The sequence below is a fragment of the Nocardia sputi genome, from assembly GCF_023501985.1.
The window spans coordinates 48,296-72,796 of record NZ_JAMFLC010000030.1 but is presented as its reverse complement, the minus strand read 5'-3'; the positions used below and the strand labels follow the sequence as shown (position 1 = coordinate 72,796).

General features: G+C 69.4%; 22 protein-coding genes. 10 read left to right on the top strand and 12 right to left on the bottom strand.

Annotated features, from left to right (window positions below):
- Window positions 1–13: 13 nt before the first annotated feature.
- Complete coding sequence (locus M8859_RS31960; protein WP_159927829.1) at window positions 14–448, top strand: SRPBCC family protein; 435 nt, start codon at window positions 14–16, stop codon at window positions 446–448.
- 74 nt (window positions 449–522) lie between these two features.
- On the opposite strand, the gene M8859_RS31955 is transcribed toward M8859_RS31960, so the two are convergent.
- From M8859_RS31955 to M8859_RS31945, 3 genes are read right to left on the bottom strand one after another with little or no spacing between them, the layout of a single operon-like run.
- Window positions 523–873 carry a VOC family protein gene (locus tag M8859_RS31955; RefSeq protein WP_195072015.1) on the bottom strand — a complete coding sequence of 117 codons (351 nt, stop codon included), beginning with the start codon at window positions 871–873 and terminating at the stop codon, window positions 523–525.
- Between the two features lie 14 nt (window positions 874–887).
- Window positions 888–1,700: a MerR family transcriptional regulator gene (locus M8859_RS31950; RefSeq protein WP_159927833.1), complete on the bottom strand. Its 813-nt coding sequence runs from the start codon at window positions 1,698–1,700 to the stop codon at window positions 888–890.
- A 50-nt stretch (window positions 1,701–1,750) separates the two neighbouring features.
- Entirely contained in the window at window positions 1,751–2,452 is a 702-nt protein-coding gene (locus tag M8859_RS31945; protein WP_249645383.1) for a hypothetical protein, read from the bottom strand.
- 193 nt (window positions 2,453–2,645) lie between these two features.
- Here M8859_RS31945 and M8859_RS31940 point away from each other — a divergent pair, with 193 nt between their 5' ends.
- The 3 genes from M8859_RS31940 to M8859_RS31930 all read left to right on the top strand — a co-directional run bounded on the left by M8859_RS31940 (window position 2,646) and on the right by M8859_RS31930 (window position 4,324).
- Entirely contained in the window at window positions 2,646–2,978 is a 333-nt protein-coding gene (locus tag M8859_RS31940; RefSeq protein ID WP_159927835.1) for a YbaB/EbfC family nucleoid-associated protein, read from the top strand.
- 13 nt (window positions 2,979–2,991) lie between these two features.
- Window positions 2,992–3,600: a recombination mediator RecR gene (gene recR, locus M8859_RS31935; protein WP_159927837.1), complete on the top strand. Its 609-nt coding sequence runs from the start codon at window positions 2,992–2,994 to the stop codon at window positions 3,598–3,600.
- A 106-nt stretch (window positions 3,601–3,706) separates the two neighbouring features.
- On the top strand, window positions 3,707–4,324 hold the full coding sequence (locus M8859_RS31930; protein ID WP_195072017.1) for a LysE family translocator: 618 nt from the start codon (window positions 3,707–3,709) through the stop codon (window positions 4,322–4,324).
- A gap of 6 nt (window positions 4,325–4,330) precedes the next feature.
- Here M8859_RS31930 and M8859_RS31925 read toward each other — a convergent pair whose 3' ends face one another.
- Together M8859_RS31925 and M8859_RS31920 are read right to left on the bottom strand one after the other, a co-directional pair.
- The gene (locus M8859_RS31925) at window positions 4,331–4,975 is read right to left on the bottom strand and encodes a hypothetical protein (RefSeq protein WP_159927841.1); all 645 of its coding nucleotides are present in this window, start codon (window positions 4,973–4,975) and stop codon (window positions 4,331–4,333) included.
- Between the two features lie 21 nt (window positions 4,976–4,996).
- Entirely contained in the window at window positions 4,997–5,203 is a 207-nt protein-coding gene (locus M8859_RS31920; RefSeq protein ID WP_195072018.1) for a hypothetical protein, read from the bottom strand.
- Between the two features lie 287 nt (window positions 5,204–5,490).
- On the opposite strand from M8859_RS31920, the gene M8859_RS31915 reads away from it, so the two are divergent.
- Window positions 5,491–8,325: a circularly permuted type 2 ATP-grasp protein gene (locus M8859_RS31915; protein ID WP_249645382.1), complete on the top strand. Its 2,835-nt coding sequence runs from the start codon at window positions 5,491–5,493 to the stop codon at window positions 8,323–8,325.
- On the top strand, window positions 8,322–9,236 hold the full coding sequence (locus tag M8859_RS31910) for a transglutaminase family protein (protein ID WP_195072019.1): 915 nt from the start codon (window positions 8,322–8,324) through the stop codon (window positions 9,234–9,236). The genes M8859_RS31915 and M8859_RS31910 overlap by 4 nt, the downstream gene beginning before the upstream one ends.
- Window positions 9,237–9,507: 271 nt before the next feature.
- Here the strand turns inward: M8859_RS31910 and M8859_RS31905 are convergent, their stop codons facing one another.
- From M8859_RS31905 to M8859_RS31885, 5 genes are all read right to left on the bottom strand, one after another.
- Window positions 9,508–10,218, bottom strand: coding sequence for a type 1 glutamine amidotransferase (locus M8859_RS31905; RefSeq protein ID WP_159927847.1), 711 nt, complete (start codon window positions 10,216–10,218; stop codon window positions 9,508–9,510).
- Complete coding sequence (locus M8859_RS31900) at window positions 10,215–11,453, bottom strand: MurT ligase domain-containing protein (protein ID WP_159927849.1); 1,239 nt, start codon at window positions 11,451–11,453, stop codon at window positions 10,215–10,217. Before M8859_RS31900 ends, M8859_RS31905 begins: the two co-directional genes overlap by 4 nt.
- Window positions 11,454–11,518: 65 nt before the next feature.
- The gene (locus M8859_RS31895) at window positions 11,519–12,160 is read right to left on the bottom strand and encodes a pyridoxamine 5'-phosphate oxidase family protein (protein WP_159927851.1); all 642 of its coding nucleotides are present in this window, start codon (window positions 12,158–12,160) and stop codon (window positions 11,519–11,521) included.
- Window positions 12,161–12,236: 76 nt separating this feature from the next.
- Window positions 12,237–14,012, bottom strand: a complete 1,776-nt coding sequence (locus tag M8859_RS31890; RefSeq protein ID WP_249645381.1) for a hydroxysqualene dehydroxylase — start codon at window positions 14,010–14,012, stop codon at window positions 12,237–12,239.
- Between the two features lie 154 nt (window positions 14,013–14,166).
- Window positions 14,167–15,111 (bottom strand): EamA family transporter, encoded by a 945-nt coding sequence (locus M8859_RS31885; RefSeq protein ID WP_159927855.1) that lies wholly within the window; start codon window positions 15,109–15,111, stop codon window positions 14,167–14,169.
- A gap of 111 nt (window positions 15,112–15,222) precedes the next feature.
- Between M8859_RS31885 and M8859_RS31880 the strand changes: the two genes are divergently transcribed.
- Window positions 15,223–16,158, top strand: coding sequence for a LysR family transcriptional regulator (locus M8859_RS31880; RefSeq protein WP_159927968.1), 936 nt, complete (start codon window positions 15,223–15,225; stop codon window positions 16,156–16,158).
- A 24-nt stretch (window positions 16,159–16,182) separates the two neighbouring features.
- Here M8859_RS31880 and M8859_RS31875 read toward each other — a convergent pair whose 3' ends face one another.
- Both M8859_RS31875 and leuA read right to left on the bottom strand, forming a co-directional pair.
- Window positions 16,183–17,817, bottom strand: a complete 1,635-nt coding sequence (locus M8859_RS31875; protein WP_159927857.1) for a MinD/ParA family ATP-binding protein — start codon at window positions 17,815–17,817, stop codon at window positions 16,183–16,185.
- Between the two features lie 264 nt (window positions 17,818–18,081).
- Window positions 18,082–19,875 (bottom strand): 2-isopropylmalate synthase, encoded by a 1,794-nt coding sequence (gene leuA, locus M8859_RS31870; RefSeq protein WP_159927859.1) that lies wholly within the window; start codon window positions 19,873–19,875, stop codon window positions 18,082–18,084.
- Between the two features lie 265 nt (window positions 19,876–20,140).
- On the opposite strand from leuA, the gene M8859_RS31865 reads away from it, so the two are divergent.
- The 3 genes from M8859_RS31865 (at window position 20,141) to M8859_RS31855 (ending at window position 24,463) form a co-directional block, all read left to right on the top strand.
- The gene (locus M8859_RS31865; protein WP_159927861.1) at window positions 20,141–20,908 is read left to right on the top strand and encodes a sulfite exporter TauE/SafE family protein; all 768 of its coding nucleotides are present in this window, start codon (window positions 20,141–20,143) and stop codon (window positions 20,906–20,908) included.
- Window positions 20,909–21,150: 242 nt separating this feature from the next.
- Window positions 21,151–22,764: an alpha/beta hydrolase gene (locus M8859_RS31860; RefSeq protein WP_249645380.1), complete on the top strand. Its 1,614-nt coding sequence runs from the start codon at window positions 21,151–21,153 to the stop codon at window positions 22,762–22,764.
- A 79-nt stretch (window positions 22,765–22,843) separates the two neighbouring features.
- Entirely contained in the window at window positions 22,844–24,463 is a 1,620-nt protein-coding gene (locus M8859_RS31855; RefSeq protein WP_195140593.1) for a GMC oxidoreductase, read from the top strand.
- Window positions 24,464–24,501 lie beyond the last annotated feature (38 nt).

The following is a 24,501-nucleotide window of genomic DNA, read 5'->3' as shown; positions in this document are numbered from 1 at the left end:
CAAGGAGCTCATTGTGGGACAGGTCAGCGCCAGTAGTTCGATCGACGTGGCAGCGGATCCGCAGCGCGCGCTGGAGGCCATCGCAGACTACGACACGGTGCGTCCGCGCATTCTCTCGTCGCACTACCGCGACTACAAGGTGGTCGAAGGCGGCAAGGGCGCGGGAACCGTCGCGGAATGGACTTTGCAGGCCACCGAGAAGCGCTCGCGTAACGTGCACGCGGTCGTCTCGGTATCGGATTCCATTGTCACCGAGCGTGACTCGAATTCGACCTTGGTGAACACCTGGACCGTCACCCCGGAGGGCGCGGGCGCGCGGGTTACGCTGCGGACCACCTGGAAGGGTGCGGGCGGCGTCAAGGGCATTTTCGAGGGCATCTTCGCGCCGCTGGGCCTGAAGAAGATCCAGGCCGAGGTACTCGCGAACTTGCAGCGCGAACTGGCCTGATCACGCGGCGGCGACGACGGTCCGGTTCGGCCCGTCGTCGCCGCCGGGATCGGGCGTTCCATTCGGCGCCGGTTCTATTCGGCGGCGATATCGAAGAGATTGCCTTCCGGGTCGGCCAGTGTCGTCCACTTCGTGCCCCACTCGTCGAAGTCGCCGATGTGCTTCGCGCCGAGGTCGATCGCGCGGCGCACCTGCTCGTCTCCGTCGGGAGCGTGCAGATCCAGGTGGATCACGTTCTTGCCCGGGTTCTTGTCGGGCACCCGGATGAACATCAGCACCGGGGTGGCGCCCGCGGTCCGGCCGACGGTGGCGAACTCCCGGCTGGCGTCAGGGTCGACGGGAGCCTCGAGTAGTCGTGCCCAGAATTCGGCAAGGGCGCCCGCATCGTCGCAGTCGACGGTGACGTGGGCGATCGAGAGCGTCATGGATATCTCCTTGTTCACGGTTGGGCGATGGGCCAGCACAGTTCGGTTCGGTAGGCGGCGGGATCGTCGGACACGTCCGGGCCGAGCAGGTACAGCTCGCGGATCGGTTCGGGCAACGCCACATCGTGTTCGGCGACATGACTGCCCAGTGCGCCGTAGGTGCGGTCCAACTCGTCGAACGAACCCTCGTGCACGGTGACGGCGAACCGGCGCTCGGGCAGTTCGACGGCGCAAACCCCTGAGGGCAGGACGATGCCTGCGTCGGCGACCGGAACGAACGCGACGACCTCGCCCTCGTCCTCTTCGAAGAAGCCGGTGCCGTAGGTCGCCCCGCCGACACCGGCGGGCGCGATCCCGGCGGTGGCCAGCGCCTCGTACAAGGTTCGGAATGCCACTTCGCACCATGCGCCGATGTGTTCCCGGGCCACCACCGCGCGCAGGGCCGCAGCCGGGAACGCCGGAATTACGCGATATTCCACGGCGATCGGGGCCGAGGGGGTCAGCAGCGAACGCAGCGATGCCACGACCGCGCGGGTACGCATCAGCTCCGCCTCCATGCGCTCCAGATGCTTACGCAGCGCGGTGTCGCGGGCGTCCTCGTCCGGCGCGGCGAGCACGGCGCGAATCTCCGGTACCGGCATGTCCAGTTCGCGCAATCGCCGGATCAGCTGTGCCTGCGCCACCTGCGCCGTCGAGTACCGCCGATAGCCCGACCTCGCGTCGACGCCGACCGGAGCGAGCAGGTCGATCTCGTGGTAGTAGCGCAACGTCTTCACGCTGAGGTGGCTCAGCCTGGAGAACTCCCCGATGGGGACGGTTGCCGTCATGGCACCAGCCAACACCCTCCAGCGGCGGGAGGGTCAACGGCGCCCGGTGTTCAGGCGAGCGCGAAGGTCAGCAGGAGCGTGGTCTGCAACGCGCCGCGCCACCAGGAGTAGCCGAACCACACACCCGGGGTGACTTCCCGGATCTCGTCGTAGACCTGCGGCGACGGGGAGGGGGTGTAGTTCAGCGCCCAGGTCGGCTGCCCGTCGGTGAGAGCGGGGGCCACGTAGACGTCGGCGCGCCAGCCCTCGATGCCCGCGCCGGTGAGGCGGTTCATCAGGTAGCCGCCGTCCGGGCCGGTGTAGAAGGTCTTGCCGATCCACAACGGGGGTGCGATGGCCTGCATGACCGGCGGGCGGGTCACCCAGCCCGACTTCACACCGGTCGGAACCGCGCCCAGCGGCGCGGCGCGGAAGATGGCGTCCTGCTGCTGCGCCGAGCACCGCGAGCGCAGTGAATCGAGAGTCGCGGCCTTGTCGTCCGGGTAGAGGACGCAGCCGTTCCCGTAGTCGGCGACGGCGGGGGTGGTCTCGGCCTCGATGGCCTCTTGCCCGTCGATCACCTCTGTCGACTCGACGATCTCTGTCGACTCGACGATCTCTGTCGACTCGACGATCCCTGTCGACTCGACGATCTCAGCCTCGACGATCCCCGTGTCGGCGGTGGCTGCCGGCCCGGCGGCGCCGAGAAAGACACTGGGAACACCGAGCGTGAGCACCAGGGCGCTCAGCAAACGTGCACGGGCTGCGATCATCTTCGTCTCCAGATTTGGCACACCGGTCTCGATCCGGTGTCGATGGTAGGGCGCTGTGGGTCGATCTCCACCGGAACTACCCAACCTGTTATCGACCATGCGCCACGCACATCAGGACTGTCGGGCCGCGCCGGGGGCGCGGTGCGGCAGGACTAGGCTGGCCGATGACACCTTCTCCAGAGAGGACCCTCCCGTGCAGCCAGGTGGTCAGTTCGACATGCAACAGTTGCTCGCTCAGGCGCAGCAGATGCAGCAGGCGGTGATGGAAGCCCAGGCCGATATCGCGGCGACCGAAGTGGAAGGCGCGGCGGGTGGTGGGCTGGTCAAGGTCACCATCAAGGCCAGCGGCGAGGTGCTGTCGCTGACCATCGACCCGAAGGCCGTGGATCCCGACGACGTCGAGACCCTGCAGGATCTGGTCATCGGCGCGGTCAACGACGCGATGTCCAACGCCCAGCGCATCGCCGCCGAACGGCTCGGACCGCTGTCCGGCGGCCTGGGTGGCGGTTCGCTGCCCGGTTTCTGAGCCGAGGTAGCAGTTGTACGAGGGTCCGGTCCAGGATCTGATCGACGAATTGGGCAAGCTGCCCGGCGTCGGTCCGAAGAGCGCGCAGCGCATCGCCTTTCATCTGCTCGGGGTGGAACCGCCGGAGATCGACCGGTTGCAGGCCGCGTTGCAGAAGGTGCGCGACGGTGTGCAGTTCTGCGTGACGTGCGGAACGGTCTCCGACGGGCAGCTGTGCCGCATCTGCGCCGATCCGCGCCGGGACCGGACCATGATCTGCGTGGTCGAGGAGCCCAAGGACGTGCAGGCGATCGAGCGCACCAGGGAGTTCCGCGGCCGCTACCACGTGCTCGGTGGCGCGCTCGACCCGCTCAGCGGTATCGGTCCCGACCAGTTGCGGATCCGGGAACTGCTGGCGCGCATCGGAAACCAGGAGGACGGCGTCGACGTCAGCGAGGTGATCATCGCGACCGATCCGAACACCGAGGGGGAGGCCACCGCCACCTACCTGGTCCGGATGCTGCGCGACTTCCCCGGCCTGAGCGTCACCAGGCTGGCGTCGGGCCTGCCCATGGGTGGCGACCTGGAGTTCGCCGACGAACTGACCCTCGGACGCGCGCTGTCCGGGCGGCGCGCGCTGTAGCGGCCTCGCCCGTTCGGCCCGCGGGAAGACAACGCGTCCGAACTCGGTGAAAGCGAGTCCGGCGAGCGGTATTGCGCCCTGCCGCGGGTGGGTTACCGTGTCGTGGATGAGCATCGAATTCCTGCTGACGACGCTCGTCATCGTCGCCACTCCCGGCACCGGCGTGCTGTTCACGTTGGCCGCCGGACTGTCCCGCGGCGCGCGGGCCAGCGTGATCGCGGCTCTCGGCTGTGCGCTCGGAACCGTCCCGCACATGGTCGCGGCGATCACCGGCCTGGCCGCGCTGCTCAACGCGAGCGCGGTCGCCTTCCAGACGCTGAAGTACCTCGGCGTCGCCTATCTGGTGTACATGGCTTGGACGACGTTCCGGGACAAGGGCGTGCTCGCGATGCCGGAGCCCACCGAGCCGACGGCCCCCTCGGCGCGGAAAGTGATCACCTCGGCGGTGCTGCTCAACCTGCTCAACCCGAAGCTGACCATCTTCTTCTTCGCGTTCCTCCCGCAATTCGTGCCCACCGGCGCGCCGAACGCGTTGGCTCGCATGCTCGAGCTGAGCGGCATATTCATGCTCGCCACCTTCGTGGTGTTCGCGGTCTACGGCGCTTGCGCCGCCGCCGTCCGCGACCAGGTTGTCTCCCGCCCCGGAGTCGTCACCTGGATGCGCCGTGCCTTCGGCGCCTCGTTCCTCGCGCTCGCGGGCAGGCTGGCCGCCCAGAACCAGTGACCGGGCTCAGACGTCGACGCGGGACCAGGGCAGGCCGGGGAAGCGGGTGCGGTCGTCGTTGGCCCAGTCCCAGATGAGGGCGGCGACGGTGGCGGGGTCGGGGACCGTGGTACCGAAATGCTTGTCGGGTGCGCCGTCCCGGTATTCCAGGGTGTAAGCGCCGGAGTTCTCCCGGTAGGTCTGGATGTAGAACTGCTCACCGCGTTCGACGACGAGGTACGGGTTGGGTGGGCTGAGCTCCGGAATCCACTGCTCGATCAGCGCTTTGGTCAGGTAGGGGAACTCGCCCGCGCCGCCGTGGGTGACGGTGGCCCTGACGTGCCCGGCGGGATCGATCAGCCAAGCCAGTTGCGGGTCGTAGACGGCGTAGTTCAGCGGTGTGGCGAGTTCGAACAGCAGGTGCCGCACGAAGCCGATCGCGTCGTAGGGACACGGCACGTAGAGCGCGGCACCTGTGGCCGCCCCGCCGACCGGAACGGTGCTGAGAAAGCTGTCCTCATCCGGCAGTTCCGCGTTGCGTCTGTTCAACTCGGCCGCGATCCGCGCGACCGCGCCCGACTCGGGGACGCCCTGCTGGGTGCTCAGGTAGGCGTCGACCTCCGCGATCGACGACGCGACACCGGACGGCAGCAACACGTGGTCATAGCTCACCGGGCCAGGGTACGGAACCGCTCAGGCGCGCCGGGTGACCGCGTCGTCCTCGGTGCACCGGCAACCGCCTGCGAGGGCGCGGCAATCGAGGACGAACGTGTGCCGGACATGGCTGAAATCGAGGCAGTGTTCGTCGGTGCATTCGGCGATCTGGCTCGCGTGGACGATCAAAGTTCCGTGGCAGTGGTCGAACGCGGATTCGCAGGATGAACAACCTGGTGTACGCATGGGACCTCCTGACGAGATCTGAGTCGTGATTCGGTGATACCACCGGCCCGGCCGATGCGGGGGGACCTGGAGCCCGTGTGTCGCGTGCTCGCGTTTGCGCAATTTCACTGCAACCCTGTGGCCAACAGTGTGGGGAGGGCTGCGGTTCGCCTATCAAATGCGGTACTACATGCGAAAATGTCCACACAGCCCACAAATGTGGAGCGGTGGAGGTGATCGTTCCTATTCGGGTGCGAAGCATTCGGCGACCGTTGGGCACACCTGGCGGCGGAAGTGAGGTCGGCGCAGTGACGTTGCGCGATGAGCCGCGGGAAACCGCGCCCGGCACGACCGTGCGCGAGCAGATCACGCGCTACCGCAGAGAGGGCGCCGACACCGCCGCGTACGACGAATGCGGTGCGCCCGTGGCGGGCTACTACGACGAATTGATCGACGCCAACGGCACAGTGCGCCGAATGTGGTCGGCATTGTCCGCCGACTTCGCCGAACTCGGCGGTGCGGGCCTCGACAGGCTGGACGGCCGGGTGCGCAGGCTGATCGATGACGACGGCATCACCTATCTCGAGACCGGCCCTTCGGCCGAGATCACGGCGCCGGCGCCGTGGCGGCTCGACCCGATTCCCTTGCTGGTCGCAGCGGACGATTGGACCCGGCTGGAGACCGGGTTGGAACAGCGCTCCCGCGTGCTCGACGAAGTGCTCACCGATGTCTACGGTCCACGCAGGACGCTCGGCTCCGGGCTGCTCGCACCGGAAGTCGTATTCGGCAACCGCGGCTACGTCCGGGCCGCGCACGGCATCACCGTGCCGGGACGGCATCAGCTCTTCCTGCACGCCTGTGATCTCAGCCGCTGGAGCGACGGGCAGTTCCGGGCGCTCGCCGACTGGACGCAGGCGCCCTCCGGCGCCGGATACGCGCTGGCGGACCGCAGAGTGGTGTCGACCGCTATCCCGGAGTCGTTCGAGCACGCCAATCCGCGTCCGCTGACGCCCTTTGCCAGGGCGATGCGATCGATGCTGATCGAATCGGCGCAGGCCGACGACGAGCCGGTGGTCGTGGTGCTCAGCCCCGGCGTTCGATCCGAGACCGCTTTCGATCAGGCGACGCTGGCCTCCACGCTCGGCTTTCCGCTGGTGGAGAGCGCCGACCTGGTGGTGCGGGACGGTTCGCTGTGGATGCGCTCGCTCGGCACGCTGGAACGGGTGGACGTAGTGTTGCGCCGGGTGGACGCCGAGCTCTCCGATCCGCTGGACTTGCGGCCGGATTCGCGGCTGGGTGTGGTCGGACTGGTCGAAGTGCTGCGCCGCGGCGCGGTGACGGTGGTGAACACCCTCGGCAGCGGGCTGTTGGAGAACCCCGCGCTGGCCGGCTTCCTGCCCGGGCTGTCGCGTGCGCTCCTCGATGAGGACCTGTTGCTGGAGAGTGCGCCGTCGTACTGGGGCGGTCACGACCGGGAGCGCGAGCATCTGATCGCGAATCTGGAAAAGTTGATCCTCCGCTCGGCGGTCGACGGGGGCACGCTGTTCGGCCCCGAGCTGAGCCGGGAACAGCGCGACGAGGTGAAGGCCAGGATCGAGGCGCACGGGTGGCAGTGGGTAGGCCAGGAACCGGCGCAGTTCTCCGTCGCGCCCGCCGTTCGTGATCACGACGGACTCGCCGCCGCTCCGGTCGGCATGCGACTGTTCTCGCTCGCCCATCGCGGCGGCTACACCGTGATGTCCGGCGGACTCGGCCAGTTGCGTCAGCGCACGACCGAGCGCGCCGCGATCAAGATCGCCGCCAAGGACATATGGGTGCGGGCCGCGCCGACGGCCGCCGCCGCGATCGGCATCGAGCCGCCGCGCCCGGAGCGCGAACGGCGCACCGCACCGCCGGTGGAAGCGATCAGCTCTCCGCGCGTGCTCAACGATTTCTTCTGGATGGGCCGCTACGGCGAGCGCGCGGAGGACACCGTCCGCCTCCTGATCGCCACCCACGAGCGCTACCAGGAGTTCCGGTATCGCCCATGGCTGGAGGGCGCGCAGGCGATGCCGATCCTCTTGGCCGCCCTCGGCCGCGCCACCGCCACCGCGGCGCCGACGGAGGGCCTGTTCGGTCCGGAGGTGCGAGCCCTTGCGCCGCAGCAGAGTTCGGTCGATCGCGGCATGCTCTCGCTGTCGGGCCGCGTGGAAGGTGAGGCGGGCGTCGCGCATTACGGCGACGATCGATCGCACGCCTCGGCCGGATCCACCGCGCATCACGCTCAGGAGTCGAGTGCCGTTGCGGCGCCAGGGTCGGGCAAAACCGCGGGAGGGGAGGTGGACGCACCGGTGCCCGGCGCGTCCCGCGAGGGCCACGACTACCTCGTCACCCTGACGATCGATCGGGAGCTGCCCGGATCGCTGGCCTTCGCGATCGATCGGTACGGCAGCGCCGCGCGCGCGGTACGCGACCAATTGCCGGTGGACACCTGGATGATCCTCGGCGCGGTCGACCGTGCGCTGGCCGGCTATCCGGCCGCGACCGACGACCTGGAGGCGGAGCTGTCGGAGGTGCATTCGCGAACCCTGGCCGGGCTGCTCGCGCTGTCCGGGATCGATGGAGAGTCGCTGCTGCGCGACACCGGGTGGTACGTCAGAGACATCGGCAAGCGAATCGAGCGCGGTCTCGCCCTGACCGCGTTGCTGTCGGCCGCGCTCACCAAGCAGTATCCGGACGAGACCGAGCGGGAGGTCACCGATTGGGTGCTGCGGGTCACCGAGTCCTCGGTGAGTTACCGTCGACGCCACCGCGATTCGGTGCGGACCGCGAACGTCGCCGAACTCCTGCTTTTCGACACCGCCAACCCGCGATCGCTGGCCTATCAACTCGACCGGCTCCACGCCGATTTCCACGCGCTGCCCGGAGCGTCGGGCTCGTCGCGTCCGCAGCGGCTGCTCGCGGACGCGCGACGCATGCTGCGCCGCCTCGACTCCGACGATCTCGAGGTGACCGATGCCGACGACCGGCGCACCGAACTGGCCGAGTTGCTGGAGGGAGTGCATCTGCGCCTGCGCAAGGTTTCCGAATCGTTCGAGACCACCACGCTGTCGCTCCCGGTGGGCATCCAGCCGCTGTGGGGCAGCGCCCAGGTCGTCGGATGAGCGGCCCCGGCGCTGCGGCCCGGCGCTACCGGGTGGAGCATCGCACCAAGTACGCGTACTCCGGGGAGGTCACCAGCTCCTACGGTCGCGCGTACTTGACGCCGCGCGATCTGCCGGGCCAGCGACTGCTCGCCCACGACATCCGGATCGACCCCGCACCGTCGGACCGGTCGGTCGGCGGGGACGTGTACGGCAACACCACCTCCTATTTCCACGTCACCAGCGTGCATCGCGCCCTGACGGTCGTCGGCGAATCCCTGGTGGAAGTCGATGCTCCCGGCCACGATCGCACGGGACCGGCCGCCGAGCGATGGGAGAAAGCGCGCCCGACCAGCGCGACGGGGCCGTTCGCGCGGGAGTTCGCCCTCGACCTGCATCCGCCCGAGATCGCCGCGGAGATCACCGGGTACGCGGCCGAATCCTTTCTGCCGGGCAGGCCGCTGCTGGACGCGGTGGCCGAGCTGAACACCCGCATCTACACCGACTTCGCCTACCGGTCCGGCGCCACGACCGTGTCCACCCGAGTGGCCGACGTGTTCGCGGCCCGTGCGGGCGTGTGCCAGGACTTCGCCCGCCTGGCCGTCGCCTGCCTGCGCTCGCACGGCCTCGCCGCCAGGTACGTGTCCGGCTATCTGGCCACCGATCCGCCGCCGGGGAAGGAGCGGATGGTCGGCGCGGACGCCACACATGCCTGGGCGGCGGTGTGGATGCCCGGTGCGGACGAGGACGATCGCGCGGGCCACTGGATCGACCTGGACCCCACCAACGACCAGTTCGGCGACGAGCGGTACATCACCGCCGCCTGGGGCCGGGACTACGCCGACGTCCCTCCGCTGCGCGGCATCATCTACACCGACGCGAAGGACAGTGCGATCACCGTTTCCGTCGATGTCACGGAGGTCGGCGGCTGATCGGCGACGCTCGGCGCGGCCGGCTGATCACGATCGAGCTGCCGCCGAGTTCCGAGAGACGGTCCGGCGCGCGGCACATCCGTGTCCCAGAACTCGGTGGCGGCGACCGACTTATCGAACCGGGGTCCGACGCAGGCCGCCGACTCGCAGCCGCATGCGACGACTCGGACGATCGTCGCGCGGGGGTAGACACCGTTGCTCACCGGCCGCGTCCACCGTGTTCGCCGGGCCGGCCCCGGAGGGAGGACGCCGAGATCGCGGTCCGGCCGATTCAGGCGCGCAGCCGCTCCCTGCGCAACTGGTCGACCTCGGGGAGGTCGAGCGGAGCCAGCTCGCTGACGCCGAGTGCGCGCATCAGCAGCAGGTCGGCGAGTTCGGGATTGCGGGCCAGCACAGGGCCGTGCATGTAGGTGCCGATCACCGACTCCTGGACGACGCCCTCGAGCCCGTCGCCGACGCCGTTGCCGACGCCTCGGGTGACGCGGGCCAAGCCGTGCGCCTCGCCGCCGAGTTTGGTGCCGCCCCGGTGGTTCTCGAAGCCGGTGAGCGCCGCGGTGAGCCCGTCGAGCAGGGGTGTGGTCGTCACCTCGCCGATGGCGCGCTTGTGCTGCGGCGACGTGGTGACGTCGATCAGGCCGACGCCGTCCACCCGCTCGCCCGCGGAGGTCTCGTACCACTGGCCGAGCACCTGGATGGCCGCGCAGATCGCCAGGACGGGAGCGCCTTTCGCGGCGGCGCGCTGCAAACCGGGGTAGCGCTGCAGGTGCCGGGTGGCCAGACGCTGAGCGGAATCCTCCGCGCCGCCGAGGGTATAGATGTCCAGGGAATCCGGCACCGGTTCCGGCAGCGTGATCTCGACGATCTCGGCGTCGTAGCCGCGCATGCGCAGCCGCTGGCGCAGTACGAGGGCGTTGCCGCCGTCGCCGTAGGTGCCCATCACGTCCGGCAGCACCAAGCCGATGCGAATGGTCGACTCACTCATGATGCCCGCTCCTCGAGGTCACGGTTGAGATCACGGAAGGCGGTGTAGTTCGCGAGCACTTCCACATGGCCCGCCGGACACGACGCGATGGCGTGCACCGGATCGGGCACCGTCGTGTGCTCCACGCCCGCGTAGGTCAGGCGCACCGCGAGATCGGTGGCGCGCTCGCCCGCCGCCACCACCTGCACGCCTTCGAAGTGCTCGAAGCGCACGTCCCACAGCCACGACAGGTCCTCGCCGTCGGGCACCTGGCCGTTCACCGCGATCACCAGGCCCGCCGAGGTCGGCTCGATCATCGACAGCGCCTCCTGCCACCCGGCCGGGTTCTTGGCCAGCAGCAGACGCGCGTCGTGCTCGCCGACCTGCACGGTGCGGTAGCGGCCCGCGATCTCACGGACCGTGCCCGCGGCCGCGACGGCCTCCCGCGCGTCGGCGCCCAGTGCGACGGCCGCCGCCACCGCCTGTGCGGCGTTGCCGCGATTGGCCCGTCCGGGCAGCGCGAGCCGCAACGGGTAGCGCGCGCTCTCCGGGGCGACCAGATCGTCCCCGTCGAGCCACCAATCCGGTTCGGGGCGTTGGAAGTCCGCACCGGTACTGCGCCAGTGCGCGCCCTCCCAGATGATCGGCTCGCCGCTGCGCGGGCAGCTGGTCGCGTCCATCGCCCAGCCGCTGCCTGCCGACACCCACACCACGTTGGGATGGTCGTAGGCGATCGAGGTGACCAGCACGTCGTCACAGTTGGCGATCACGACGGTCGCCGGGTGCTTCGCCAAGCCCGCGCGCAACCTGCGCTCGATCATGTTGATCTCGCCGACCCGGTCGAGCTGGTCGCGGCTGAGGTTCAGCAGGATCACCGCCGAGGGGTTCAACGAATCGGTGACGTGCGGCAGGTGCAGTTCGTCCACCTCGATCGCGGCCAGCGGCGCGCGCCGGTGCGCGTTGAGCGCGGCGACGATGCCGGCGTCCATATTCGCGCCGTCGGCCTGGGTCGCGACCGCGCCCAGCGTGCTGAGCGCGGCGGTGGTCATCCGCGTGGTGGTGGACTTGCCGTTCGTGCCGGTCACCAGCACGGTGCGCCGCCGGCGTCCCAGCTGGTCCATCACGGTCGGATCGATCTTCAACGCGATCAGGCCGCCGATCATCGAGCCCTTGCCGCGACCCGCCTTCTGCGAGGCCCAGGACGCCGCGGCGGCCGCCGCGAGCGCGAGCCGTCCGCGCACCGATATGTCTGCCACGTCGCGAGTCTATGTTCGCCCCGCGATCCGGGCGCGCCGCGGTCGGGTGGCGTGGGCCACGCGGCTCAGTCGCGGTAGAGCTTGGCCTCGTAGTTCTCCGGCGAGTAGTAGCGCTCCAGCTCCTCCACCGTCTCGGTGACGTTCGTATGTACCTCTTTGACCAGGCAGGCAGCGCTCGGCAAGGTGTCCTGCGGCCACTGTTCGGGCTCCCACAGGTGGCTGCGTATGAACGCCTTGGCGCAATGGAAAAAGATCTGGTCGATGTCCACCTCGACCGCGAGGATCGGGCGGTGACCGCGCACTAGCATGTCGTCGAAGTACGGCGCGTCGCGCACCAAGCGGGCGCGGCCGTTGATCCGCAGCGTCTCCCGGCGGCCCGGGATCACGAACAGCAGGCCGACGTGCGGGTTGGCCAGGATGTTGAGGTAGCCGTCGGCGCGCCGGTTACCGGGGCGCTCCGGGATGGCGAGGGTGGTGTCGTCGAGTACCCGCACGAACCCCGCCGGATCGCCTTTCGGGGAGGCGTCGCAGTTGCCGTTCGCGTCGCTGGTGCTCATCACCAGGAACGGAGAGGTCGCGATCCACTCCCGGTCCCTGGCATGCAGTGCGGTCCGCTCCTTGGTGGCGGCGCGCGGCGCCACCTCGCCGAGCAATTCCCGCAGGTCTGCCGCGTCGGTGATCTCGTTCGGGACGGTGCTCTCGCGCATATCTCGATTCAAGCATCGTCCCGGGCCGTTGGCGATCGAATTCGATTCGGGCGAAGGGAGTCCGACCACGTGCCGTTCACGCAGGGGCGTCGAACATGTTCGGCTGTCCGGCCGCGTAGCGGTCGGCGTCGATCCGGCGCAGCGGTTCCAGTTCGGGCGCGCGGTAGAGGGTGTACATCCGGCAGCGCTCCGCGTTGGAGCCGGCCACGTCCAGCAGCGCGTTCACCGCGGCTCGCGCGGACTCGTTGGCGCCCTCCATGGTGGCCAAGTCCACATTCGTGCGCACGTAATCACCCGCCAGAAACAGGTTTTCCAACGTCCCGTGCGCCTGCGGACGGTACTCCCACGACCCGGCGGTGTTGATCAGCAGCGGGTCGGCGTTGGCGTTGCGCCGCTGCCCCTCCTGCCAGGTGATGCCCGGGTCGAGGAACCAGGAGTGCAGGTCGGCGTCGCTCAGCACCTCGCCGCGATCGTCCAGGTGGGCCCTGATCTGGGCCCACGCTTCGCGAGCGATCTCCTCGTGGGTGCACTCCTTGGCCGGTTTGCCGAACAAGATGCCGGGGGTGTTCCAGTCGGAGATGTCCACCGACAGGCAGTCCTGCACACTGCCGTCGCCGAACTCGGTCAGCTTGCGGCACCACAGCTGGTTCTGGGTGATCGAGGTGAGCGACCAAGGCGCGTCGATGTAGGCGGTGTGGCCGCGCGAGATGTCTGCCGGTCTGCGCAGATAGAACTGGATGCCGTTCATCCAGTCGGTGGACAGGTTGTCCATTCCCGCCAGTTCGGGCCAGGCGGCGAGCACTTGCGGCGACCACAAGGTGCGCGCCCGTTCGGCGGGCAGCGCCACGACGAAGTAGTCGGCCTCGATCGTGCGCTGGACGCCGGTCTCGTCCACGACGCGCGCCGCGGTGATCCTGCGGTCGCGCACCTCCAGCTCGCGCACCTCGGCTCCGAGCACGAACTCCGCGCCCAGTTCGCGGATCCGCCGCATCCACGGGTCGATCCAGACCACGTTGGTCGGGCCGTTCAGTACGCGGTCCAGGCCGCCGTCGTTGCCGATCCCCAAGGGATTGCCGAGGAACTGCTCGCCCATCGTGCCGATGGTGCGCACGCTGGCCACGTTCTCCTTCGCGGCGACCATGATGCTGGTCAGCGTGCGCGAGAGCAGTGCGCGGAACTCGTGCGAGCGCACGTGGCCGCCGACGAAGTCGTGCCAGGAGGTGGCCTCCCACTGGCCGAGGCGGCGCGCGTCGCAGCTGGTGTTGAAGACCAGCAGCCGTCCGGCGAAGTAGACGCCCTCCGCCGGCGGCAATTTCAACGTGGTCGACAGCGCCGCGCCGAGCGTTTCACGGAAGCCATCGGGATCGAATGCCGTGCGGGCGCGCGGACCCAGCGGAACGCGGAAGTCGTCGCCGCCGCGCCGGGCGAAGCGCGCTTCCGGCACCGCGACGAGGTTGTCCCAGACGCCGTTGGCATTGTTCGGGAACGGGATTCGGCGCATCGTGTCCGGCACGTGCTGGTAGAAGCCGGGGAAGAAGCGGAAGCCGTGTTCCCCGGGCAGGTCCGGGCGCCCGTCCGCTCCGGTGCCCGGCACGCCGACGCTGCGGGCTTTACCGCCCCACGCGCGTTTTTCGTAGACGGTGACCCGGAATCCGCGTTCGGCCAGTTCATGCGCCGCGGTCAGGCCCGCGACACCGCCACCGAGTACCGCGACTCGTCTGCCGCCGTGATCCGCCGCGGCCGGCGTCGGCCGCAGCGCACCCGCCGCCAGTACCCCCGCCGTAGCCACCCCCGCTGCGACCGTGTTACGAAGCAATGCTCTTCGCGATACGGTCCACTGATTGTCTGCCATGCGCCGCTCTGCTGCCTAGCCTAGGGACCAACTTCCACGCCGGGCACTACCTTAAAGCGGCAAACCGATCACCGAGCACCGACCCCGTGAAGCGCCCGTGCGGATCGCGGCGACTGTGCGGTCGAGCACCCGGCGGGGAGGTGTGACCGCCCGCTCAGGCCGGTTGCCCGGTGATAGCGACCGTTCTCGGTGTCTCGAGGCAGGCGTCCGCCCTGACCGCACGGGGCCTGCTCGACGTGGCCGCGAACGCGCCCGCCAGCACCACTACTCCACCGACCAGCGACAACGGGGTCGGGGTCTCGCCCAGGAAAGTCCACGCCGCCGCGATCCCGACGATCGGAACGAGCAGGGAGAACGGCGCGACCAAGCCGGCCGGATAGCGACCGAGCAGGTAGGTCCACAACCCCGTCCCCACCACGGTGGCGAGGACCGCGATGTAGGCGAGTGCCAGCAGGGCGGGCCTGCCCGCCGGTGCGAACGCCTCGACCAGGGCGCGAGCCCCCGTGGTCGGCCCCTCCACGAGCGCGGAGAGCGCGAACAGAGGCACCGGCGGGATCGCGGTGGTCCACAGCATCAGGTGCAGCGGGTTGACACCAGGGGTCTCGGTCCCGGCCAGGCGCGCGCCGATATTGCCGAAGGCCCAGCCCAGGCCGCCCGCCAGCGTCAGTAGCACCGGCAGCAGTGTGGCGTGTGCCAGCCGGTCCCAGCCGATCACCGCCATGCCTGCCACCGCGACGGCGATGCCCGCGACCTGGGCCCGGTGCATCCGCTCACCCAGCAGCAGCGTGCCGAGCAGCACGGTGAACGGCGCGGAGGATTGCAGCACCAGCGAGGCCAGTCCGGTCGGCATGCCCACCCGCATGGCGGTGAACAGGAACGCGAACTGCAGGATGCCGAAACCGGTGCCGTACAGCAGAATCCAGCGCATCCGCACCGGAGGGCGCGGAATGAACAGCAGCGCGGGAACCGCGAGCACCGCGAAGCGCAGCGCCGCGAAGAAGAACGGTGGGAAGTGGTCGAGCCCCACCCGGATGGCGAGGAAGTTCAATCCCCAGAGCAGGACGACGGTCAAGCCGAGCAGGCGGTCACGGTTGGTCACGCCATTCATCGTGCGGCCCGCTAACAATCAGAACAATCGAATAATTATGGATCAATGATGTAGCTTTTCTTAATGGAGTTGAAGGATGCAATCGCCGCGCCCGGCCCGCCCATGGCTCTGGAAAGACTGCGTGTGCTGCGTGAGCTCGCCGACCGCGGCACCGTCGCCGCCGTGGCCGCGGCGCTGTCCATGACGCCCTCCGCCGTCTCCCAACAGCTCAAGGTGCTGGCCAGGGAAGCGGGCGTGGCCCTGCTCGAACCCGACGGCAGGCGGGTCCGGCTGACCGACGCGGGCCGCGCCCTGGTGGTGCGCGCCGACGAGGTGCTCGCGGCCATGGATCGCGCGGTCGCCGAGATGGCCTACTACCGCGGCTCGCCGCGCGGGCGGGTCCGCGTCGCGGTGTTCCCCTCGGGCGGTGCGTTGCTGCTGCCGCACGTGTTGCCCGGCATGGTGGACAGCGGTGTCGAGGTGATCGCGCGGGACGAGGACGTGCCACCCTCGGAAGTGGCGCGACTGCTCGCCGACTACGACGTGGTCCTGACCCACCGCGACGAACGCGCCGCGCCGATCACCGACCCGCGCGTCGCGACCCAGGTGCTCATGCGCGAGCCCATCGATGTCGTGGCCGCACCGACCCATCGTCTCGCGGGCCGCTCGTCGGTCGCACCGGAGGAATTGGCCGACGAGACCTGGCTGAGTGTGCGGGGCGGTTTCCCCGTCGACGACGTGCTGCGCTCCATCGCCACCGTGACCGGTGTGCAGCCGCGCATCGCGCAGCGGCTCAACGATTTCCGCGTCATCGAGACGTTGGTCGCCACCGGCTACGGCGTTGCGCTCATGCCGCGCTACGCCGTCGGCCACCCCGCGCTGGCGGTGCTGCGGCTGTCCGGCGTGCGTGCCGCCCGGTTGTACGAACTGGCCACCCGTCCGCGGGCCGACGCCCGTCCGGCGATCGCGGCCGTGCTCGCGGCGTTCGAGTCCGCCGCCGCGCTGGCGACCGCCGACCCTGAGACGAGGAACGGAAAGGACACCGCCACACGAGGATGATCACCGGCGGCGGTGCCGAGCCGATCAGAACCCGTGCGGTGGCTGATTCCGGTAGGGGTGCTGGGCCTGCGCGCTGACGTAGCCGAAGTCGTCGGCGACCATCGCCGCCAATTCCAGCAGCGCCCGCCGCGTCGGCTTGCTCACCAGTTCCAGATCGATCTCCGCGCCTTCGGCGAGGTGGTCGTCGAACGGCACCACCTGCACCGCGCGGGTGCGGTCGAGGAACAGCTTGCGCAGCTGGTCGAGATCGACGGTGGACGCGCCGCGCCGGGAGGCGTTGACCACCACCACCGTTCGCTCCACCAGCTTGCCGTAGCCGTGGTGGTCGAGCCAGTCCAGCGTGGCCGACGCGCTGCGCGCGCCGTCGATGGCAGGTGAGGTGACCAGCACCAGCGAGCTCGCCATATCCAGCACGCCCGCCATCGCGGAGTGCATCAAGCCGGTACCGCAGTCGGTCAGGATGATGTTGTAGAACGACTGCAGGATGCTGATCGCCTTGCGGTAGTCCGCTTCGCTGAAGGCCTCGGAGACCGCCGGATCCTGTTCACTGGCAAGCACTTCCAAGCGGCTCGGCGCCTGCGAGGTGTGCGCCCGCACGTCGGAGTACCTGGTGATGTGCTGATCCTCGAGCAGATTGCGCACGGTGGAGCGGGTCTGCCGCGGCACCCGGTGCGCGAGCGTGCCCAGATCGGGATTGGCGTCGATCGCGATCACCCGGTCACCGCGCTGCGAGGCGAAGGTGGAGCCGAGACCGACCGTGGTGGTGGTCTTTCCGACGCCGCCTTTCAGCGAGAGGATCGCGATCCGGTAGTCGCCGCGCACCGGCTGGTTCACCCGGTCGACGAGGTCCTGGTAGACGATGTCGGCCGCCGACTCGCCCGGGTTGATCATGCCGCCGGACGCCTTGTGCACCGCACGGCGCCAACCACTGCGCGGCGCCCTGCGAGCCCGTCTGAGCAGATTCAGGTCGTTCACCGAATGTCCCGGCTGGCCGGGCTGCGGCACATGCTGCGGTTGGAACGGCGGTGCGGACTGATGCGGGGCAGGCCCGCCCTGCCAGCTCGGCACCTGCGGTTGCCCGATCGGGGGCGGCGGCGGTTGATGCTGGTAGGCAGGCGGCGGAGGCTGATGCGTCACCGGCGGGGGCGGCGGCGCCCAGCTGTAGATCGGGCCGCTGGGCTGATCGGGCTGCGGCGCAGCGGGTTCGGGCTGCGCGGAGTCCATGGGCACACGCCGGACCAAGCCGTCGCCGCCGATCTCCTGGCGGTACTCGCCGTAACCGGGATTGGGCCCGTCCGGCGGCGTGGCTACGGGGTGGTTACCGCTGTGACTCGACGGTGGCTGAAATGCGCCGGTAGGGAACGTCTCCCCGGGAAAGGGCGACGGTGGCGGGTACGCGCCAGGGCTCGGCGGGGCGTACGAACCGTAGGGTTCGGCAGGCCCGGCCTGGGGGGGAGCCCAGGACTGCGGCGGCACGGCCGCTTGCGGGTAGACCGTGGTCTGTTCCGTCGAGCCTTGCGGCTCCGGCTGTTCGGGCTGTGCGTCCGGCTGGGCCGGCCCATCCGCCACGTCGGGTTCCTTCGCTTCCGCGCCGCCGATCGCCTCGGCCGATGGGACGGTGGCCGATGACTCCGCGTCGCTGACTTCGGCCGTATCCACGGAATGACTCTGCAGCCAGGGCGGAGAGGTCGGATTGTGGTCGTTTGTTGTCACGGTTCCCCCATCTGCTCGGGAATTCGAGCAGAGAGCTCGGCGCTTGGAGTGCGAATCCAACGCTAGCACGGGGTTCGCTACGCCGCCCTGCGGTAGGCGTGCCGGACGTGGGGAGCGACCGGCCACCGACAAGTGGTCTGCGCCAGCACGATCGGGCGCCGCGCGGCAGAACCGTCACGACGCCCGATCGGATGTGTCGCCGAGGCGCTGTCAGTGCGCCCGATTCACCGCCGACACCACCGCGCGCAGCGACGCGGTCGTGATCGAGGTGGCGATGCCGACGCCCCACACCACCCGGTCGCCGATCGCGCACTCCACGTAGGCGGCGGCCTGCGCGTCGTCGCCCGCGGACATGGCGTGCTCGGAGTAGTCCAGGACCTCGACGTCGAAGCCGACCGTGGCGATCGCGTCGACGAACGCGGCGAGCGGCCCGTTGCCTTTGCCGGTGATCTCCTGTTCGACGCCCTCGACCTTCACCACGGCCACGATCGAGTCGACCCCGCCGTCGGTCTCCGACGCGGTGACCTTCTGGCGCATCCGCTCCAGCGGGCGGATCGGGCTCAGATACTCCTGGTGGAAGACATCCCACATCTCCTTGGGCGTCACCTCGCCGCCCTCGCCGTCGGTGATCTTCTGGATCGCCTGGGAGAACTCGATCTGCAGCCGGCGCGGCAACGCCAACCCGTGGTCGGTCTTCATGATGTAGGCGACCCCGCCCTTGCCGGACTGCGAGTTGACCCGGATGACCGCCTCGTAGGTGCGGCCGACGTCCTTCGGGTCGATCGGCAGGTAGGGCACCTCCCAGACGATGTCGTCGACATCGGACTCGGCGGCGTCGGCCGCCGTCTTCATCGCGTCCAGGCCCTTGTTGATGGCGTCCTGGTGGCTGCCGGAGAACGCGGTGTAGACCAGGTCGCCACCGTAGGGGTGACGCTCGTGGACCGGCAGCTGGTTGCAGTACTCGACGGTGCGGCGGATCTCATCGATATCGGAGAAGTTGATCTGTGGGTCGATGCCGCGGGAGAACATGTTCATCCCCAGCGTGACCAGGCAGACATTGCCGGTGCGCTCGCCGTTGCCGAACAGGCAGCCCTCGATCCGGTCGGCGCCGGCCTGGTAGCCCAGCTCGGCGGCGGCGACGGCGGTGCCGCGGTCGTTGTGCGGGTGCAGCGACAGCACGATCGAGTCCCGGCGGGCCAGATTGCGGCTCATCCACTCGATCGAGTCGGCGTACACGTTCGGGGTCGCCATCTCCACGGTGGCGGGCAGGTTGATGATCAGCGGCTTCTCCGGCGAAGGGGCGATGATCGCCGAGACCGCGTCGCAGACGTCCCTGGCGTATTCCAGCTCGGTGCCGGTGTAGGACTCCGGGCTGTACTCGTAACGCCAGTTGGTGTCCGGGTAGCGCTTCTCGATCTCCAGGCACAGCGTCGCGGCGTCGGTGGCGATCTTCTTCACCGATTCGCGGTCGGCGCGGAACACCACCTTCCGCTGCAGGATCGAGGTGGAGTTGTAGAAGTGCACGATGACGTTCTGCGCGCCCGCGCAGGCCTCGAAGGTCCGTTCGATCAGCTCCGGACGGCACTGGGTCAGTACCTGGATCGACACGTCGTCGGGGATCGCGCCGTCCTCGATGATCTCGCGGACGAAGTCGAAATCGGTCTGGCTCGCCGAGGGGAAGCCGACCTCGATCTCCTTGTAACCCATCCGCACCAGCAGATCGAACATGCGGCGCTTGCGGGCCGGGCTCATCGGGTCGATCAACGCTTGGTTGCCATCGCGCAGGTCGACCGCGCACCAGCCGGGCGCCCGGTCGATGACCTTGTCCGGCCAGGTGCGGTCGGGCAGCGTGATCGGCTCGACCTCCTCGGCGAACGGCCGATAGCGGAACGTCGGCATCGAGGAGTTCTTCTGCTTGTTCCAGCCGGGTTGATCGGCGGGGGCGGGTTTGCTCGGCGCGGTGATGGTGCGGGCGCCGGATACGAAGGCGTCAGCAGGGGACATGGGCGGTTCTCCCGAGGATGTCGTTTTTCCCAATGGGCTGGGTCGACCGGCGCGGCAATACCCCGCGACGGGAGCCGGTCCGATCAGACCCCGTCGCGGCGGTCGAGAAGAAGTGCCCGCTGCATGATGTCCGCGAGTTTACCGTGCCTCCCTACCGTCGGGAAGGGAGGTCCCGTCGTCGGGTGATCCGACGACACCACTACCGTCGGTCCGCAGTGGACAACGCTGGTACGGGCCTTGCCCTACGGGACGTCTAAGGATTGGTATGACCTGGCTGGAGCAACTGGCCGTCTTCGGTGCGGGTATCGCGGCGGGCGGCATCAACACCATCGTCGGCTCCGGCACACTGATCACGTTTCCCGCGCTCCTGGCGTTCGGCCTGCCGCCGGTGACCGCGAACGTCTCCAACACCATCGGGCTGGTCCCCGGCTCGATCAGCGGCGTCCACGGTTACCGCCGCGAACTAGCAGGTCAGCGCGACCGGCTGATGCGCTTGGGCACCGCGTCACTGCTCGGGGGCATTACGGGTGCCGTGCTGCTGCTGGTATTGCCGGCCGGCGCGTTCAAGGCGATCGTGCCCATTCTGATCATCGTGGCGCTGGTGCTGGTCGTCGTGCAGCCGCGACTGGCGAGCTGGGTGAAGCGCCGCAGGGAGAACGACGGCGCTCCCGCGCCCGTGCACGGTGGCCCCATCCTGTTCGCCGCGATCTTCGCCGCCGGCGTCTACGGCGGCTACTTCGGCGCTGCCCAAGGCGTGCTGCTGATCGGGTTGCTCGGTGTTTTCGTGCACGACGACATCCAGCGCCTCAACGGGGCGAAGAACGCGCTCGCCCTGATCGTGAACGCGGTGTCGGCGCTGATCTTCATCGTCGTGGCGGAGGTGGACTGGCGCGCGGCGGCGCTGATCGCGCTCGGCTCGATCATCGGCGGACAGCTCGGCGCGCGGATGGGCAGGCGAATGCCGCCGACCGTGCTGCGCGCGGTCATCGTCGTGGTCGGCCTGATCGCGGTGACCCGCCTTCTGACGTCCTAGGAGGCCGCTCATGGCACCGGAAACGCGCACGCCGGAGTCGCGGGGGACGGCCCCGCGCGCATGTGCCCGTACCCATCGGGCTGACGCCGACTCTCGGTGGCGATGGCGCGGTGCGGGCGGTGGGACGCCGAATCGACGGCGGCTGCCCGGACTGTCGCGGTGAGCCGCGCCGCGATCTCAGGGTCGGATGTCAATCCTCAGGGTGACGACGCCCGCCCGCACGGGGGCACAGGATGAATGCCGTGCCTAGCTGGAAGATCGTCATCGTCGCCGTGCTCGCCGGGCTGCTTCCCGCGGTGAGCGGCTGCGGCGGACCGCCGAGCCGACACGAGTCAGCGGTCGCGGACCTGGTCGCGCAGGCCGACGCCGCGCCGACGCCGCGGCTGGACTGGGTGCCGTGCACCGAGCCGGGGATGAGCGGGTACCAGTGCGCGACCGCGCAGGTGCCGGTGGACTACGCGCACCCCGACGGGCCGACCCTCGGGCTGGCGGTCGTGCGTCAGCAGGCTACCGACCCGCAACGGCGGATCGGCACTTTGTTCTCCGCCGTCGGCGGGCCGGGAGGTTCCGGACTGCGCTGGGCGGCGCAGGGGGAATTGCTCGGTGGCGAGCTCGCGCGCCGCTTCGACGTGATCACCTTCGATCAGCGCGGAGTCGGCCGCAGCGGGCAGGTGCGGTGTTTCCCGGACGCCGAGCGGCAGCGACGGTTCTGGTCCGGCGTGTTGCTGCCGCCGGTGAATCCGGAGCAGGAGCGTGTGGCCGACGCGGCGAGCCGAGAGCTGGCCGCCGGGTGCGCGGCGCACGGCGGCGCCCTGCTCGGGCACTTGACCACCGTCGACGTCGCGCGCGATCTCGACCTGCTGCGCCGCGCGGTCGACGACCCGCGGCTGACCTACACAGGCGGTTCCTACGCGAGCTATCTCGGTCAGGTATACGGCGCGCTGTTCGGCGACCGGGTGCGTGGGCTGCACCTGGCGTCGATGATCGACCCGGAGACCTACACCAACGACACTCGCAGCTCCATCGAGACCACCGCGGCCGGGACCGAAGAAGTACTCGGTGAATTCCTGCGGCTGTGCGCGGAGGCGGGCCGGGCGCGCTGCGCCTTCGCGGCGGACGGCCGGAGCGATGCCGTGGTGCGGCGCGCTGCGGACGACCCCGTCCGCCCTGACGATCTGCGGGCTCGCAATGATGCTGTGCTACAACGGCTTCGCGCGCAGCCGGTGGTGGTGGGGACCGGCGAGCGGGCGCGTACGGTCACCTACGCCGAGGTGGTGTCGTCGCACGCGCTGTTGCTGTACGACCCGGAACAGGGCTGGCCCGCCCTGGCCCAACTGCTCGCCGAACTGGAGCGCGGACCCGCGGGCGACCCGGACGCTGTTGGCGAGATCCTCTCGGCCACCGAGGAACCGTACGACTTCCTGGAGTCATTCATCGCGATTTCCTGCGCGGACAACACCTTCCCGCGCGATCCGGGTCAATGGTCCGCGCTGGCAAGGGAACTCGCGGGCATCAGTCCGGCTTACGGCCCTTTCTGGCTGTCGCTGCGCCAGCCGTGCGCTTCCTGGCCGTCGCCGCCCGAGGGCTATGCCCAGCGCTATACCGGGCCGTGGATCCTGCGGTCGGACACCCCAGCTCTGTTGGTCAACAATCGATTCGACCCCGTTACCCCGCTCAGCGCCGCGCGGCGCGCGCAGCAGGAACTGGTCAACGCCCGGTTGGTCGTCGTCGACGACGGCTACGGGCACACACCGCTCGGCGACTGCGCCCGGAAGCTTCGCGAGCGTTATCTCATCGACTTGCAGTTACCTGCTCCCGGCGCGACCTGCCGCGTGGATGAGCTGCCGTTCGACTGATAGCAAAAACGGATATCTATTCACAAATCGGGAATACCGGTAATCTGCGCACGCTAAGCCTGATGATGGAAGGTGACCGGTGCGTAGACGTGCCCTGTTCAAGGCGGCAGGCACGGCCGCCCTGCTCGGTGCTGTAGGAACGTTGGCGGGTAGGAGCGCGGCGTCCGCGGATCCGGCCTGGGAGGCCCTGTTCCGTACCTGGGTGCCGGAGATCTTCGCCCCGATCCCCGACCCGCCGGAGCACTCCCCAGCGATCGTCATCGGCTCGGGTTTCGGCGCCGCGGTGACCGCGTTGCGTCTGGCCGAGGCGGGGATCGGCACCACTGTGCTCGAACGTGGTTCGCGCTGGCCGAACGACCCGTGGCGGGAGATCTTCACCGGCGACGACCTGCCCGACGGCCGCGGCTTCTGGCACCGCACCCACTTCACCGGCGTCACCAAGGTGCCGATGCATTTCGCCAGTTTCGGCGGCGTGCTGGACTGCACCGAGTATCCGGGCATAGATGTCTGGCGCGCGGCCGCGGTCGGCGGCGGCTCGGTGATCTTCAGCGGAGCCATGATCGCCCCGGAACGCCGCTTCTTCGACCACGTCTTCGGCGGTACGGTCGAGTACGGCGAGATGGAGCGCGTCTACTACCCGCGCGTGCGGGAGATGCTGCGGCTGAGCCCGATGCCCGCGGACATCTACAACTCCTCGCCGTTCGCGCATTCCCGCGCCTGGGACGACCAGGTGCGCAAGGCCGGCTACCAGCCGAGGGCGAACGACTCGATCTTCAACTGGGACATCCTGCGTGGTGAACTCGCCGGCGCCACAAGGGCTTCGGCCACGGCGGCCAGGAGCAATCTGGGCAACTCCAACGGCGCCAAGTTCGACCTGAACCAGAATTACCTGGCGTACGCGCAGGGCACCGGCCGGTGCGGAGTCTTCCCCGGCCACCGGGTCGACGCCATCGCGCAGGAATCCGGCGGCCGCTACGCGGTCACCGTGACGAAGCTGTCGCCGACCGGTGACGTGCTGGCCACCCGGACCCTCACCTGTGATCGGCTCTTCCTCGGCGCGGGGTCGATCGGCACCTCCGAACTGCTGGTGCGCGCCCAGGCCACCGGTGCGTTGCCGAAACTGAACGAGCACATCGGCGACGGCTGGGGAACCAACGGTGACGTGGTGCTCGCCCGCGGAGCCAGCGCGGTGGCCGGTCAGGGCCAGGGCGTGCCGAGCGCGAGCCGGATCTTCGACGAGTCCGGCGTGCCGCTGACCCTGGAGAGCTGGTACATCCCGGGTATCCCGTTCGAAACCGGCGCGCTCGCCTCGCTCGGCATGGTGCTGGATCCGACCCGCACCCGGTTCGGCTACGACCGGGCTTCGAACCGGGTCGGGCTGAGCTGGTCGGTCAAGAACCGCGACGACACCGTGGCGGCGGCCAGGGCGGTCGACCGCCGGATCGCCGAGCGGGCGGACGCCCTCGTCGAGTACAGCGCTCTCGGCTACGACGCGAACGCGCTGTTCACCGCGCATCCGCTCGGGGGAGCGGTGCTGGGACGTGCCACCGACGGCCACGGCCGGGTACACGGCCACCCCGGCCTGTACGTGATGGACGGCGCGGCGATCCCTGGCAGCACCGGAACGGTCAACCCGTCGCTGACCATCGCCGCACTGGCCGAACGCAATATCGAGGCGATCGTCCGCGCCGGTCGCTGATTCGCGGGCGCCGGGCGGAGAGTTCCTCCGGCTCCGCT